The 15,497-nt window shown below is 64.9% G+C and carries 14 protein-coding genes; 8 read left to right on the top strand and 6 right to left on the bottom strand.

The window, feature by feature from the left end; all coding sequences use genetic code 11:
* Window positions 1-110 precede the first annotated feature (110 nt).
* From NFH98_RS11650 to NFH98_RS11665, 4 genes are read left to right on the top strand one after another with little or no spacing between them, the layout of a single operon-like run.
* Window positions 111-716 carry a helix-turn-helix domain-containing protein gene (locus NFH98_RS11650; RefSeq protein ID WP_213227107.1) on the top strand — a complete coding sequence of 202 codons (606 nt, stop codon included), beginning with the start codon at window positions 111-113 and terminating at the stop codon, window positions 714-716.
* Window positions 713-1,372, top strand: coding sequence for a response regulator transcription factor (locus tag NFH98_RS11655; RefSeq protein ID WP_349622732.1), 660 nt, complete (start codon window positions 713-715; stop codon window positions 1,370-1,372). Before NFH98_RS11650 ends, NFH98_RS11655 begins: the two co-directional genes overlap by 4 nt.
* Window positions 1,369-2,778 carry a sensor histidine kinase gene (locus NFH98_RS11660; protein WP_222516534.1) on the top strand — a complete coding sequence of 470 codons (1,410 nt, stop codon included), beginning with the start codon at window positions 1,369-1,371 and terminating at the stop codon, window positions 2,776-2,778. The genes NFH98_RS11655 and NFH98_RS11660 overlap by 4 nt, the downstream gene beginning before the upstream one ends.
* Window positions 2,775-3,980 carry an ABC transporter substrate-binding protein gene (locus NFH98_RS11665; protein ID WP_349622733.1) on the top strand — a complete coding sequence of 402 codons (1,206 nt, stop codon included), beginning with the start codon at window positions 2,775-2,777 and terminating at the stop codon, window positions 3,978-3,980. The genes NFH98_RS11660 and NFH98_RS11665 overlap by 4 nt, the downstream gene beginning before the upstream one ends.
* Window positions 3,981-4,114: 134 nt before the next feature.
* Here the strand turns inward: NFH98_RS11665 and NFH98_RS11670 are convergent, their stop codons facing one another.
* From NFH98_RS11670 to NFH98_RS11690, 5 genes are all read right to left on the bottom strand, one after another.
* Window positions 4,115-4,435 carry a septal ring lytic transglycosylase RlpA family protein gene (locus tag NFH98_RS11670; protein WP_371931866.1) on the bottom strand — a complete coding sequence of 107 codons (321 nt, stop codon included), beginning with the start codon at window positions 4,433-4,435 and terminating at the stop codon, window positions 4,115-4,117.
* Between the two features lie 179 nt (window positions 4,436-4,614).
* Window positions 4,615-5,457, bottom strand: coding sequence for a uroporphyrinogen-III C-methyltransferase (gene cobA, locus NFH98_RS11675; protein WP_045994011.1), 843 nt, complete (start codon window positions 5,455-5,457; stop codon window positions 4,615-4,617).
* A gap of 201 nt (window positions 5,458-5,658) precedes the next feature.
* The gene (locus NFH98_RS11680; RefSeq protein ID WP_045994012.1) at window positions 5,659-7,125 is read right to left on the bottom strand and encodes a sodium-dependent transporter; all 1,467 of its coding nucleotides are present in this window, start codon (window positions 7,123-7,125) and stop codon (window positions 5,659-5,661) included.
* A gap of 236 nt (window positions 7,126-7,361) precedes the next feature.
* The gene (hppD, locus tag NFH98_RS11685; protein ID WP_213227115.1) at window positions 7,362-8,450 is read right to left on the bottom strand and encodes a 4-hydroxyphenylpyruvate dioxygenase; all 1,089 of its coding nucleotides are present in this window, start codon (window positions 8,448-8,450) and stop codon (window positions 7,362-7,364) included.
* Between the two features lie 216 nt (window positions 8,451-8,666).
* Complete coding sequence (locus NFH98_RS11690) at window positions 8,667-9,272, bottom strand: LysE/ArgO family amino acid transporter (RefSeq protein ID WP_108133064.1); 606 nt, start codon at window positions 9,270-9,272, stop codon at window positions 8,667-8,669.
* A 153-nt stretch (window positions 9,273-9,425) separates the two neighbouring features.
* On the opposite strand from NFH98_RS11690, the gene NFH98_RS11695 reads away from it, so the two are divergent.
* Window positions 9,426-10,316, top strand: coding sequence for a LysR family transcriptional regulator ArgP (locus NFH98_RS11695; RefSeq protein WP_349622734.1), 891 nt, complete (start codon window positions 9,426-9,428; stop codon window positions 10,314-10,316).
* Window positions 10,317-10,407: 91 nt separating this feature from the next.
* Here NFH98_RS11695 and NFH98_RS11700 read toward each other — a convergent pair whose 3' ends face one another.
* A complete protein-coding gene (locus NFH98_RS11700) occupies window positions 10,408-10,710 on the bottom strand; it encodes an MTH1187 family thiamine-binding protein (protein WP_349622735.1) in 303 nt (100 codons plus the stop codon).
* Window positions 10,711-10,925: 215 nt separating this feature from the next.
* On the opposite strand from NFH98_RS11700, the gene cfa reads away from it, so the two are divergent.
* From cfa to NFH98_RS11715, 3 genes are all read left to right on the top strand, one after another.
* Window positions 10,926-12,092 (top strand): cyclopropane fatty acyl phospholipid synthase, encoded by a 1,167-nt coding sequence (cfa, locus tag NFH98_RS11705; RefSeq protein WP_349622736.1) that lies wholly within the window; start codon window positions 10,926-10,928, stop codon window positions 12,090-12,092.
* Between the two features lie 332 nt (window positions 12,093-12,424).
* Entirely contained in the window at window positions 12,425-13,357 is a 933-nt protein-coding gene (locus NFH98_RS11710) for a GGDEF domain-containing protein (protein WP_213227121.1), read from the top strand.
* A 106-nt stretch (window positions 13,358-13,463) separates the two neighbouring features.
* Window positions 13,464-15,422, top strand: coding sequence for a RecQ family ATP-dependent DNA helicase (locus NFH98_RS11715; RefSeq protein WP_349622737.1), 1,959 nt, complete (start codon window positions 13,464-13,466; stop codon window positions 15,420-15,422).
* Window positions 15,423-15,497: the final 75 nt, after the last annotated feature.

Genomic DNA, 15,497 nt, shown 5'->3' on the forward strand with positions numbered 1-15,497 from the left:
TGGATGGAAAGCTAAGCCCGGACAGCATCCGGGTCAACGCGCGATCGCGTAATTCCGACCAAAGTTGAATGCCAGCGACATCATTCGCTATCACCGACAGGAAGGTTCACATGGCACAGGATCGCGTCGAGGCGGTCGAACGGGCCCTCTCGGTCCTGGAGGTCTTCGATACTCCTCAGGATAGTTTCAGTCTGGCAGAACTGGCCGACGCCACCGGCTTCTACAAGAGCACCCTGCTCAGGCTTCTGGCCTCGCTGGAACGCTTCGACTACACCCAGCGTGGAGAGGATGGCCGCTGGCGCATTGGCGGTGCTCCGGTGCGCCTCGCCCGTCGCCACGCCCCCAGTCGCGATCTCGCGGCGCTGATCCAGCCGCTGCTCGACGGCCTGGCGCGACAACTCGGCGACACCGCCAGCCTGCTCGAGGTGACCGCCGGCGTGGTTCACTGTCGCCTGGCCGCCCTGCCCGATCAGAGCCTGCGCCATGACCTTGTTCCCGGCAGCCAGTGGCCCCTGCGGGACACCGACGCTCCGGCGCCGGCCCTTGCGGGAGGCATCATGGTGTGTCGGCGGCTGCCGCTGGAAGGTCGTCACGAACTCTGGCTGGCCCTGTCCGGGCCCGAGGGACGGTTGGACACACAGGCCGCCGCGACACGGCTCGACGAGGCGGTGACACAGTTGATCGATCAGCGGGACACCCAAGGGAGGCGCGCATGACACTGCTGCTGGTGGAAGACGATCGGCTTCTGGCCGAGACCCTGGTCGATGCCCTCGGCATCGCAGGCCACGAGGTTGTGCATCTCGACAACGGCATCGACGCCCGCGTCCGCCTCCAGGGAAATCACCGACTGGACATGGTACTTCTGGATCTGAACCTTCCTGGGCTCGGCGGCCTGGAGGTGCTGGAGGCGTTGAGACGCCACGACAGCTCGACCCCGGTGCTGATTCTCACCGCTCGCGGCGCGGTAGAAGATCGCGTGCGAGGGCTCGACCTGGGTGCCGATGACTACCTGGCCAAGCCCTTCTCGCTGGAGGAGCTGGAGGCCCGGGTACGCGCCCTGATGCGTCGCCGCGCCCCCTCCGGCCTGATCACCGTGGGCGAACTCAGCTTCGATAGCCTGGCCCAGCGCTTCAGCCTGGGCGACGAGGCGCTGGCACTGCCTCCGCGAGAGCAGCGCCTGCTGGGATGCCTGATGCGACACGCCGGCCAGCCGGTGGACAAGGCTACCCTGGTGCGTGAAGCCTTCGGCGAGGAGGAACTCGGCGACAATGCCATCGAGGTCTACGTGCATCGTCTGCGCAAGCGCCTTCAGGGGCATCGAGTGAACCTGCGCACGGTGCGCGGTCTCGGCTACCTGCTGGAAGCACCATGAGCGGGGATTCACTGCATCGCCGACTGTTGACCTGGCTGCTGCTGCCGATGCTGATCGTCGGCTCGGTGGTGCTGTGGCGGGCCTGGCTGGACGCTCGCCAGACCGCCGACCGGGCCTTCGACCGACTGCTCGACGCCGCCAGTCTGTCGATCGCCGAACAGGCCCAGTGGCAGGACGATCGCCTCTGGCTCGATCTGCCCCCGGCGGCCCTGGAAATGCTCGCCTCGCGCCACGACGAACGGGTGTTCTATACCCTGGTGGACGCTCGCGGTGAGCGGGTCACCGGTAACGCCAACCTGCCCGGCATCGAAGGCGCCGCCCAGGACGCAAGCGACGTCGTCTATGGCGACGTTGACTACCACGATATGCCTCTGCGCCTCGGCGTGCGCCGCTCTCGGCTTGAGGACTGGCGCCTGCGCGAGCCCTTCGAGATCCGGGTCGCCCACACGCGCGAGGGGCGCGACGCGCTCAGCGGCGAGCTGTTTCGCCAGAGCCTCGCCTACCTGCTGGCGGTGGCGGTGCTGTCGGTGGCCGCCCTGCTGATCGCCATTCGCCTGGCGCTGGCACCGCTGACACGACTGCGACGCCAGATACGCACCCGTGATCCGCGCACCCTGGCACCGCTGGAATTGCCGCTGCCGCGAGAGCTGGCCGAGCTGCGCGACACCGTCAACGAGCTGCTGGCACGGATGCGTCGGGTCAAGGCCAACCAGGAACGCTTTATCGGCGACGCCTCGCATCAGCTCCGCACCCCCCTGGCGGGGCTTTCCGCCCGGGCCGAACTGGCCCTGCGCCAGGACGACCCCGCCATCTGGCACTCGGCCCTGGGCGCCATGCAGACCACCAGCCAGAGCGCCTCGCGCCTGGCCATGCAACTGCTGTCACTGACCCGCCTGGACAATCCCGAGTACCAGCCCGAACTGGCCCCCACCGATCTGGTTCAGGTCGCCCGTGAGGCGGTGATGGCCCATTGGCAACGCTGTCAGCGCGTCGGCGTCGACCTTGGACTGGAAGCGCCAGAGGCACCGGTGCACGTGCGGGGGCTCGACTGGCAGCTGGGCGAGGCGCTGGCCAACCTGATCGACAACGCCTGCCACTACGGTGCCAGGCACATCACCGTCGAGGTCAGCGCCAACCCGATCGCGCTGGCGGTCGTCGATGACGGCCCGGGCATCCCCCACGAGCGTCGACTGCTGGTACTGCGCCCCTTCCACCGCGGTGAGCACACCAGCGAAGGCTCGGGTCTGGGCCTGGCCATCGTCGACGGCATCGCCCGCACCCACGGCGCTCGACTGAGCCTCGGTGACGCCCGGCAAGCACCACCGCCGGGCCTGCGAGTCAGCCTGCAATTCGGCGAAGGCGTCGACAAGGGATCGACGTCCGCCCCTTCACGGAGCCAGCCATGATATCCCGCACCCTTGCGCTGCCCCCCTGGATGACCGCCGTTGTCACGCTGGTGGCGTCGCTGGCGCTGTGGTCGCTTCTGCCTGATGAGTCCCTGGCGCAATCCATACCCGAGGCAGGGGCCGACTCCCCCCTCGAGGCATACCCGGGGAACGCCTCGCAGCAGCCAGCCTACGATGAGGTCACCTTCGAAGGTACAGGAGAGTCGTCAGATGCGCTGGTGATCCACGCGGCCCTGGATATCCCCTACGCCCTGCCGCTACTCGAGGACTTCCATCGTCGTCATCCGCGCTACACCATCACCTACCGCAACTTCTCGACGCTGGACGTGCATCAGCGCTTTCTCGACGCCCCCGCAGAGGCCGATGTGGTCATCTCGTCGGCCATGCCCTGGCAGTACCTGCTGGTCAACGAGGGTCACGCCCAGAGCATCGACACCGCCATCACCCAGCGCTGGCCGGACACGGCCAAGTGGCGTCAGGAGCTGTTTGCCTTTACCTTCGAACCCATCGTGATGGTGGTCAGCCGCCGCCTCGAGCAGCGCCTCGGCCCCGTCGACAGCCGCGCCGATCTGCTCGGCCTGCTGGCCGAGGCGCGCTCGCCGCTGCAAGGACGCCTGGTCACCTACGACCCCACCTCCAGCGGCGCCGGCTACACCTACGCCATCGAGGAGTCGCGCCTGTCCCCGCGCTACTGGGACCTTGTGGCGGCGCTGGGCAAGGCAGATACCGCCCTGGTGAATACCACAGGCGCCATGCTGGAAGGCCTCAGGCAGGGTCGCTACGACATCGCCTACAACGTGCTGGGCAGCTATGCCCGGGAAAGGATCGCCGATGACCTCGAGCTCAGGCTGGTGATTCCTGACGACTATGCCCTGGTCATTCGACGTCTGGCCTTCGTGCCTCGCCAGGCGCCGCACGCGGGGGCAGCGCGCCGCTTTATCGACTACCTGCTGAGCGCCGACGGCCAAAGGGTCATCGCCGAGGCCGGCGAACTCGGCGCCCTGCACCCCCAACTGGATGGCCCGGGCACCGCCACCGCCATGCGCCGCGACTACCCTGACGGCCTGAGGCCGATTCCTCTGAGCCCCGGCTTGCTGGCGACCCTCGATGAGTTGAAGCGCACCGCCCTGCTCGCCCGCTGGCAGCGCGAATTTCACGATCAGCCGGTCGATACCCGGGCGATCGAGCAGTTCTCGCGGTGACGATGCGCCCTGCTATCGTTGCGCAGACACGACAAGGCCCGCCAGGCTTGCCTGGCGGGCCTTGGTCGATCACCTGCGATCGCACATCTTCGTTTCGACGTACCGATGCTTGTGGCCCCTGTTGGTGCCCCGGGTCACGCTCCGGGCAGGTAGGTCAGAAGGACCGGCGCGGTGCCGCGCTTGAGCATGCCTAGCTCGCGGGCGGCACGCTTGGACAGGTCGATGACCCGTCCCTTGACGAAGGGGCCGCGGTCATTGATCTCGACCTCGACGCTCTGGCCGGTATCACGACGGGTGACCAGCACCTTGGTACCGAAGGGAAGACTGCGATGGGCGGCGGTCAGCGCCTGCTGGTCGAAGGACTCGCCGCTGGCGGTTCGACGCCCCTGGAAGCGATCACTGTAGTAGGAAGCCTGGCCGCGCTGGGAAGCAACCTCTCCGTCGTCACGGGCCATTGCCGGCGCGCTCGCAAGCGACGCCATGGCCAGAACAACGGCGGCCGCCCAGGCGGCCATGGTCGATCGACCGGACAGCATACGACGCAGAGAAATGGACAACATCATCTTCACCTCAGGTGACCCGCGAGACGCGGGGATTCAGAGCCTGGTGCGAAGTCTCCAGCGATGGCGCACGTTCAATCCGAAGAACGTTCTCGGGGTGACGGATGCTTGCCGTGCATCCACCCACGACTCCCCGCTTGCGCATGATCGAACCAGGCCAGTTGCTCGTGCAGCGAAACCACGCTGCCGACGATGATCAAGGTGGGCGGTCGAATGATATCCCGATCATTCAACTTCGGCAAATTAGCCAAGCTGGATAGATGGACGCGCTGGCGCTGGGTAGTTCCCTGCTCGACCAGCGCCACCGGGGTGTCCGGACTCAGTCCCTCGCCGATCAGGCCCTGGCTGATGTAGTCGAGGCTGCCAAGCCCCATGTAGAACACCAGCGTCTGACCAGGGCTTGCCAGCGCCCGCCAGTCGAGTTCGCACCCCCCCTCCTTCAAGTGCCCGGTGATAAAGCGCACCGACTGGGCGTGATCACGATGGGTCAAAGGGATGCCGGCGTAGGCGCTGCAGCCGGAAGCCGCGGTGATGCCCGGTACCACTTCCACCTGAACGCCTTCGGCCACCAGGGTCTCAAGCTCCTCACCACCACGACCGAAGATGAAAGGGTCGCCCCCCTTGAGCCTGACCACACGCTTGCCCTGACGAGCCCAGTCGACCAGCGAGCGATTGATGTCCTGCTGGGGCAGGCTGTGATCGGAGCGAGCCTTGCCGACGTAGTAGCGATCCGCCGATGCCGGCACCAGCGCCAGGATTTCCTCACTGACCAGTCGATCGTGCAGCACCACCTCGGCCTCGCACAGTCGCCGCCAGGCTCGCAGGGTCAGAAGCTCAGGATCGCCGGGACCGGCACCGACGAGACTCACGCTACCGGCCGGAAAGCCACTGTGGGCAGGCAACTGGGAAGGGCTCATGACGGTGGACTCCAGAGTGAACAACGGGCGATGACAACGGGCATCATTATGCCATGTCGGAATTAAACGTCCACTTCGTTATTACCAAAAACACACTTCATTGCTGCTGCAAGGCGTCCTCACCCCAAACCAGAGCGCCGCCTTCCCCGACGGGGAAAGCGGCGCTCTGGCAGCTTTGGCAGGGTCAGTGGGGTGACTGTCTTACCCCTTGGCGCTCAGCGTCCGCCGCAGCCTCGGGCTGAGGGTTTCACCGAGACCGGTCATCACGACCAGGATCAGTGCCAGCCACAGCCAGTGGGCGGCGAAATCCACAGCGACGATGCCCAGCGCATCGACGAAGATCACCAGGATGCCCAGGGGACTGACGTAGCGCACCATGAACAGCCACAGGGCGTGCATGCCCGCCGGCAGATCCAGCTCATCGCGTACCGCTTCGCTCTTGAGGAAGAAACCGGCCAGCAGCGCCATGCCGAGTCCGCCCAGCGGCATCATCAGACGCGAGGTGAGGAAGTCGAGCCAATCGAAGAAGTGCTTGCCGGCCAGTGTCCAGTCGGCACCGATATTGAACGACAGCATCGCCAGGGTGCTCATCAGCCACAGCACGATGCCGGTGCCCCAGGCGGCCGCCTTGCGGCTGATGCCCTTGTTGTCGTTGAGCCAGGACACCGTGGCCTCGACCATCGAGATCGAGGAGGTCAGCGCCGCCATCGACAGCATGATGAAGAACAGGATGCCAAACAGCGTGCCCATCGGCATCGCCTGGAACGCCAGCGGCAGGCTCATGAAGATCAGGCCGGGTCCGCTGTTGGGCTCCATGCCGTTGGCGAAGATCACCGGGAAGATCGCCAGCCCCGCCATCAGCGCCACCAGGGTATCGGCCACCGCGACTGTCAGGGTGGTACGACCGATGGAAGCACGTCTCGGCAGGTAGCTGCCGTAGGTGAGGATGGCCCCGGAGGCCAGTGACAGGGTAAAGAAGGCATGGCCCATGGCGGCCAGCATGCCTTCGCTTGACAGACTGGAAGCCTTGAAGTCGAACAGGAAGTGGACGGCCTGACCGAAGCCACCGGAGAACATGCCGTAGACGATCATGATCAGCAGCATGATCACCATGCCCGGCATCATCCAGCCGACGCTCTTCTCGATGCCCTGCTGCACCCCCTTGCCGACGATCACCATGGTGGCCACGGTCACCAGGGTGCTCCAGCCGCCGAGGCTGAAGGGGTTGGCATTGTTGGCGCCGAAGATGGCCGCCATGTCATCGACGCTGGAACCGACCAGTCCGCCGGAGATCATCTTCCACAGGTAGGCGAAGGACCAGCCGGCGACCACCACGTAGAAACTCAGGATCAAAAAGCCGCAGAGCATCGCCATCCAGCCGAACAGCGACCACAGCGAACTGCCTCCGGATTCCTTGACCACCCGGCGAATGGCGTCGATAGGGCTGCCCCGACCACGCCGCCCCAGGGCGATCTCGGTCATCATGATGGGAACACCGACCGACAGAATACAGACCAGGTAGACCAGCACGAAGGCGCCGCCGCCGTACTCTCCGGTCATGTACGGAAATTTCCAGATATTGCCCAGGCCCACAGCGGAGCCGGTCGCGGCCAGAACGAAGCCCCAGCGGCCTAGCCACTGGGTGCGAGAGGGTTCATTGGTTGTCATGACTCACCAGAGATCGCTTGCGCACTTTTGTTTGTCCACCATGGCGGTGGCGCCCTGAAAACAGCCTGAAACAGCACAGACCCAGGGCATCCAGCGCGCCATTGTGACGGATTTTGTTGTGATTGGGCAGGCCGACGACGCAAAGTCGCGGCCAAGGGCCTACCTGGCGAAGGATCCGCTGCCGCTCACCTGGCCGACAAGACGCCAGTGACGACAGCGGCTGTAGCCGACCGATGTCAGTCGGCGTCGAGGACACCGCGGCGAATCTGATCTTCCTCGATGGATTCGAACAGCGCCTTGAAGTTGCCCTCGCCGAAGCCGTCGTTACCCTTGCGCTGGATGATCTCGAAGAAGATCGGACCGATCACGGTCTCGGTGAAGATCTGCAGCAGCACCCCCTGATCCGGACCGCCATCGATCAGCAGGCTCAACTCACGCAGATCCTCGACCCGCTCTTCGTGGTTGGGCACCCGCACATCGACCTTCTCGTAGTAGGTGTCGGGGGTGGACAGGAAGCGAATGCCGTTGGCCTTCAGCGCGCGCACCGTAGCGTAGATGTCGTCGGTGGCCATGGCCAGGTGCTGGATACCCTCGCCGTTGTACTCGCGGATAAACTCGGCGATCTGGGAGTTGTCGTCGGCGGACTCGTTGATCGGGATATGCATCTTGCCGCAGGGTGCGGTCATGGCGCGGGAATGCAGCCCGGTCTTCTTGCCCTCGATGTCGAAATAGCGATTCTCACGGAAGTTGGCGATACGGGTATAGAAGTCGGCCCAGGGATCCATCTGACCCCGCGCCACGTTGTGGGTCAGGTGATCCAGCACCTTGAGACCAACGCTGTTGTCCTGAGCCGAGGTGCCGGCGATGGGCTCGAAGTCGATGTCGTAGATGGTACGTCCCTGTTCGTCGACCCGATCATCGACGAAATACAGCAACGAACCACCAATACCCTCCACCGCCGGAATGCCGACCTCGCCAGCACCGACAGGGTTATCGACCTGACGGGCGCCCTGATCGATGGCGTAGGACAGTGCCTGACGAGCATCCGCTACCTTCCACGCCATGGCGCAGGCGCCCGGACCGTGAATCTCGGCGAACCTGGCGGCGTGACTGCCGGGTTCCGCGTTGAGCACGAAGTTCACCCCCTCCTGCTGAAACAGGGTGACCCGCTTCGAGCGGTGGCGGCGCGTCTCGGTAAACCCCATGGCGAGAAACAGCTCGCGCAGGGCGTCGATGCCAGCCTGATCCGGGGCGCTGTATTCGACGAACTCGAAGCCATTGGTGCCGATGGGGTTGTGGGTATCGATGGGAGCGACTGCGGTCATGTGGGCCTCCGTCATTGTGATTGTCACTCCCCATCCTAGGCTCCTCGACACGCGCCCCCCATCCCCCCGGAGCGGCTTGAGGTGGTAGCGCACACGCCCCGGCGTCGGCCCGCTGTAGCGCTGGCGTGACACCCCGTGTGCGCTCTGCACCCCAGGCGTCACGAAATCCTTACACGACGTCACGCTGGCATGACAGGCTGCCTATCGCTGGGACCTTTACAGCGTCAGCGTCACCAGCTGCCACGCCACCAGCAGCATGATCACGGCGATGATCCCATCCACCCACTGCCATGCCCTCGGGCTCTTCAGCCGCGGTGCCAGGGCGCCGGCGGCGCTTACCAGGCCGAAGAACCAGACAAAGGAAGCAATGGTCGCCCCCACGTAGAACCCCACCGGGCTCTCTTGCAGCGAACCGATGGCGCCCAGCATCACCAGGGTGTCCAGATAGACCTGGGGGTTGAGCAGCGTCACCGCCAGGGTCGCCAGCACCACCTGGGCAAGGCTGGCACTGGAGGCAGACGATGCAACGTCCATGCCCCTGGGCCGTCGAACCCGACCAATGGCCAGCCAGGCCTGCCAGGCAAGAAAGGCGGCGCCGCCGTAGCGCGCCAACAGCATGGCCCCTTCACTCTGGGCGATCAGGGCGCCGAGACCCATCACCCCCAGGCCGATCAGCACGGCATCGCACAGGGCGCAGATCCCCGCCACCCACCAGACGTGTTGTCGCCTCAGTCCCTTGGACAACACAAAGGCGTTCTGCGCGCCGATGGCGATGATCAGTCCCGCTCCGGTGCCCACGCCCTGGATCAGTGAAAGCCACATGGTCTGTCCTTCCTCACGATGATTGTCGACGCTGCGCCGATGTTGCGCGCTGCTGGATGTGGCAGAGACTAGGGCAAGCTGGTAAATAAGAGAAATCACTTCTCCCACTGCCTCATTACCATTTCTTATACTCAAGGACATGGATAGACGCCCATGCTGGACTACAAACTGCTCGATGCACTGGCCGCCGTGCTGACCCACCAGGGCTTCGAGCGCGCGGCCCGCGCGCTGGGGCTGACCCAATCGGCGGTATCCCAGCGCATCAAGCTGCTGGAGGCTCGCCTGGGACAGCCGGTGCTGGTGAGGGGCTCCCCGCCGACACCGACCGAACTGGGTCAACGGCTGTTGAACCACGTCCAGCAGGTACAACTGCTGGAGGGCGAGTTGATCCAGGATGCACCGCAGCTGGCACTGGGCCACCGTCAGCTACGTATCGCCATCAATGCCGATAGCCTCGCCACCTGGTGGCCGGGCGCCATCGCCGGCTACCTCAAGCATCAGGCGATTACCCTGGATCTGGTCATCGAGGATCAGGAGGTCGGACTTGAACGCATGCGCCTGGGCGAAGTGGCTGCGTGCCTGTGCGCCAGCGACATGCCGGTCCAGGGCGCCAGGGTCATCGCCCTGGGCGTGATGCGCTACCGCGCACTGGCGAGTCCCGACTTCATGGCCCGACACTGCCCCCAGGGCGCGGACGCCGGTTCTCTAGCCCAGGCGCCGGCCATCATCTTCGGGCCCAACGATCAACTGCAACACCGCTTCATGGCGGCCCATGGCGTCAACGGCCCCTTCCCGCACCACCGCTGCGCCAGCGTCGAGGGATTTCTGCGCCTGGCCCACGCGGGCCTCGGCTTCGGGCTCATTCCCGAAATCCAGGCGAATCGGGAGCTCTCGACGGGGGAGCTTGAGGACGTGGTGCCGGGCTGGCATCTGGACGTACCGCTGTACTGGCACTACTGGCGCCACGGCGGCGAGCCGCTGGAGCGACTCGGCCGCCACCTGGCCGACCAGGCCGGTCACCATCTGTTGCCACCTGCGGACTGACGGGGCCCGGCAAGGTACGCGCCCCGTCTCATGCAGAAAGACGCGTCGCGAGGACGGGGCAGGCGGTGAAGTGCGCTCTCGAAGTGAGCCGTCAGTCACCCAGGCGTCGTGCCACGCTCTCGACCTTGTCTGCCATGCTCTGATTGCGGTCCGTCCGGGTACCGAGTTTCAAGGTGGTGGTGATGCGTGGCGCCCCCATCTCGTGCACCACCTCATGGCAGCGCTTGACCACCGCCATGACCTCATCCCAGGGACCTTCGATATTGGTGCCATAGGCGTGCATCTGGTGGCTGAGACCGGACGCCTGGATCTCCCGCTGGCAAGCGGCCACGTGGTCGGAGACCGAAACGCCCACACCCAGGGGGACCACGCAAAGATCGACGATAACGTGCATAACTTAAGCCTCCTTGATTCTGTGCCAACCCGCCCGCGTTCTTCGCTGGAAAGGCATGCCAGCTGAACTATGCTGTTTTGCAACAATAAAGATTGCCGAAGGTGATCCAGGCGCCTGCCGAGGTGGCGGTCCTGGCCTCACTTCGGAGCGGGCAACTCTCCTGCCCGCTTGTCGTTTCCCCGGACATGCCGCCTGCACGGACACCAGGAGGCCACATGACCAGCGACGCCCGCCCCCATCCCATCGCACTGCCGAACAATCGCCCTCGACGGATCATCGAGCAGTTGCTCGAGGGCTCGGGCATTCGCCTCAACGGACCTGAACCCCACGATATCCAAATCTATCATCCCGATCTGTTCGCCCGCATCCTGCACCAGGGCACGCTGGGGCTCGGGGAAGCCTACATGGATGGCTGGTGGGAGGCGCGGCGTATCGACCAGCTTGCCCATCGCCTACTGCGCCACGGTCTGGGCCAACGCTCGCGTAGCGCCGCGAGCCACCTCTTCTATCGCCTGCAGGCGGGCTTCTTCAACCTCCAGAGTCGCGCCCGAGCCTATCAGGTCGGCGAGGTTCACTACGACCTCGGCAATGACCTGTTTCGGTATATGCTGGACGACACCATGTGCTACTCCTGTGGCTACTGGCGCCAGGCAACGACGCTGCATCAGGCCCAGCTCGCCAAGCTCGATCTGGTCTGTCGAAAGCTGGCCCTGCGCCCTGGCATGCACCTTCTCGACATCGGCTGCGGCTGGGGCAGCCTGGCCGAGCACGCCGCACGTCACTACGGCGTCAGCGTGACCGGCATCACCATATCCCGGGAGCAGGTGGCACTGGCCAGAGAGCGCTGCCAGGGCTTGCCCGTCGATATCCAGTTGGCCGACTACCGCGACCTGCAAGGCCAGTACGACCGGATCGCCTCGATCGGCATGTTCGAACACGTAGGACAGCGCAACTACACGACCTTCTTTCGGACGGTGGCCGACCTGTTGCCGGATGACGGACTCTTCCTGCTGCATACCATTGGCTCCAATACTTCTCGCATCACCGCAGACCCCTGGATCCATCGTTACATCTTTCCCAACGGCGTGTTGCCGTCCGCCCGCCAGATCTGCCAGCACAGCGAGGAGACGTTGATGGTGGAAGACTGGCAGAACTTCGGCTCCGACTACGATCCCACCCTGCTGGCGTGGCTGGCCAACCTTGACGCCTGCTGGCATGACATTGCACGTCACTACAACACACGGCACTGCAATGAACGCACCTATCGGATGCTGCGCTACTACCTGGCGATCTGTGCCGGAGCCTTCAGAGCGCGCTACCTGCAACTGTGGCAGGTAGTCTTTTCCAGGGGGCGAGAGCTTCGCTATGACGCACCCCGGTAGCCACGAGGTCGCCGGAAATGCGCGCGCTTTCGGTGAATCATGACGGGAACCTGCCTAGTCACTCTCGCTTCGGCATATCCTTGATCAAGCCCTCACGCCGATGTCTGCCGATCGATCAGCGACCGGCTCCACGGCCACAACGCCCGCTATCAGCGGCCTGGCGAGAACGTTCAAGCCTTTCCTCCCTATGGCGCAATCCACAAATGCAGAGTTTTGTCTGATATTTCTTAGTCCCTTGGACTGATATACCCGCAATACCCTGCCTTTAAGATGGTGGTGAAGGCCCGATACCTCGGGTTGACCCGCCATCCCGTGGCCAAGGACTGCCTGCTATGGAAGATCGTGACCCGCCGTCACCCTCCCCGACCTGCAATGAAAGCGCGAGTCTTGCCTGTCTCAAGCGTGTCCCGGGGGTGCTGTTCACCCTGAAGCGAGACGCTCGCGGCCGCCTGCAGCTTCCCGCCCTGACAGGTGAAGACCCGATGACGGCTCGCCTTGAGCCACTGCTGTCGATCAACGACGTGCGTCAGCGGCTCGGCGATCTGCTGGGTGACGCCTATGGTGAATTCATCCGGGCCATCGAACACTCTGCGCACTGGCTGTCGCCGGTATCCACGCGACTGCGCCTGCCGATCGGCGAACTCACCCCGCACTGGTATTCGCTGGAGGCACTGCCGGAGCGCTCGGACGAAGGCATCCTGTGGCACGGCCTGCTGGTGGACATCGAGGATCAGGTCGCCGAAGAGCAACGTCTTCGCTACCTGTCCGGCACCGACGAACTCACCGGGCTGACCAACCGACGTTCGATGATGGGACACATCGACAAGATCGCCTCCATGTCCAACCGCCATGGCACGCCGCTATCGCTGTTGCTGATCGACCTGGACCACTTTGCCCTGATCAACGACACCTGGGGGCGCGGACTCGGTGATCGGGTGCTCTGTCAGATCGCCGCCCTGGCATCCAGCCAGTTGCGCCAGGAGGACATGCTGGCACGCATGGGCAGCGACGAATTCGCCCTGCTGCTGCCGATGACACCCGCTGGCAGAGCGCGCGAGCTGGCGGAGCGCCTGCGCGAGAGCATCTCTCGTCAGGACTTCGGCATCGGTCGCCACAAGGTCACCGTCAGTATCGGTGTCTCCGACTTTGTTCGTGGCTTGAGCAGCGCGCAACTGATGCAGCAGGTCCACACCAACCTGATGGAAGCCAAGCAACAGGGCCGCGATCGCGTGATCCAGCGCTGGCTGCCCCAGGGATCATCCTGACACCGCCAGCTGAGCTGGCACGTCGTCGCTTCATGCCGGTGACTGTTTTGGGTACCCTTGCCCCCGATCCTGCCGCTGTCACAGGGCCCGCCATCAGGGAGCCAGCATGTCCACCACCATCGACCAGACCCTCGAGAACGTCTTCGGCCACCGCCACTTCAGGCCAGGACAGCGGGAGACCATCAACGCCATCGCAGAAGGCCGCAGCGCAGCGGCGATCTTCCCGACCGGCTCGGGCAAGTCGCTGTGCTATCAGCTGCCGGCATTGCACCTGCCCTACCTCACCCTGGTGGTATCCCCTCTACTGGCGCTGATGCAGGACCAGCTGGCGACGCTGACCTCGCGCGGTATCGCCGCCGCCAGCATCGATTCGAGTCAGGATCGCGATCAGGCTCGGGAGGTCATGGCAGCGGCCCGCAACGGCCAGCTCAAGGTCCTGATGGTATCGGTCGAGCGCCTGCGCAATGAACGCTTTCGCGCCTTTCTGCGCGACGTGCGGGTCTCCTTGATGGTGATCGACGAGGCCCACTGCCTGTCGGAATGGGGACATAATTTTCGACCGGACTACCAGAAACTGCCCGACTATCGCCGGGAGTTCGGCATCGATCAGGTGCTGCTGCTGACCGCCACCGCCACGCCCAAGGTCATCGATGACATGCGTCGAGGCTTCGATATCGCGCCTGACGATGTCATCACCACCGGCTTCTATCGCGCCAATCTGGACCTTGCCGTCTCCCCGCTGCCCGCCGACAACAGGGCTCGCCATCTGGCCAGTTGGCTGGCGCCAAAACTCGGCAACGGCGGCACCATCGTCTACGTCACCCTGCAGCAAAGCGCCGAGCGCCTGGCGGCCTACCTCAAGGCCGCCGGGCTAGAGGTCGCCGCCTACCACGCCGGACTCGACAGTGAGACCCGCCAGCGACTGCAGGCGGACTTCATGAGCGGACGCCTGCCCGGCATCGTCGCCACCATTGCCTTCGGCATGGGCATCGACAAGGCCGATATCCGCCAGGTGGTGCACTTCGACCTGCCCAAGTCCATCGAGAACTACAGCCAGGAGATCGGACGCGCCGGGCGCGACGGCAAGCCGTCGGAGTGCCTGATGCTGGCCGGACGTGAACACCTGCCAGTGCTCGAGAACTTTATCCATGGTGACGTACCACCGCTGTCGGGCATCGAGGCGGTATTGACCGACCTGGCGGATGCCTCCGACACCTGGGAGCTGTCGCTCAACGCCCTGTCACGCCTCTCGGACATCCGCGAGCTGCCGCTGAAGACGCTGCTGGTCAAGCTGGAACTGGCCGGCGTGGTGCGCGCCAGCCACAGCTACTTCGCCGAGTATCGCTTCAGCCTGGCGATCGAACCCGAAGCCCTGCTCGCCCGCTTTCCCGGCGAGCGCGGCGCCTTTCTCGGCGCACTGCTCGATGCCTCGCACAAGGCCCGTACCTGGTATCGGCTGGACTTCGAACGCCTCGACCAGCTGGGCCAGGAACGCGGCCTCGACACCTCCCGCCCGCGGGTGCTCAAGGCGCTCGACTACCTGGCGGAACAGGGGCTGATGCGCCTGGAAAGCAAGCAGATGACCGAGGTCTACCACAAACTCGCGGCCGTGGACCCCGGACGGCTGGCCCCCGAGCTGCATCAGCAGTTCGTCGAGCGCGCAGGGGTCGAGCTCGAGCGACTCGACGCCATGCTGGCGCTGTTCGAGGCCGACGACTGCATCAGCGCGCGACTCGCCGACTGGTTCGGTGACCCCAATGCCCCCCGACGCTGTGGCCACTGTTCGGCCTGTCGCGGCGAGACCGCCAGCCTGCCGCCCGCACCGACTCCGGCGCTCCCCGACGAGGGCGAACTGCGAGCCTGGCTGACGGGCCTGGCCCAGGCACTGGAAAGTGTCGAGCCAGGCAAGCCGCTGGACCTGGAGCTTGCTACCCGCTTCCTGTGTGGCGTCATCAGCCCGCGCCTGAGTCAGGCCAAGGCGCGACGCCTGCCGGGATTCGCCAGCCAGGAAAGCGCCCGCTATACCGACGTCAGGCAGGCCATCGCGCCACTATTCGAAGGCTAGCCTTGCGACCGCCAGCTATTCGAACGCCAGCTATTCGACCGTGAGCAGTGGGCCTCGATGCCTCGTCGGTGCCTC

It is taken from the genome of Halomonas sp. H33-56 (assembly GCF_040147035.1).
GTDB lineage: Bacteria > Pseudomonadota > Gammaproteobacteria > Pseudomonadales > Halomonadaceae > Halomonas > Halomonas litopenaei.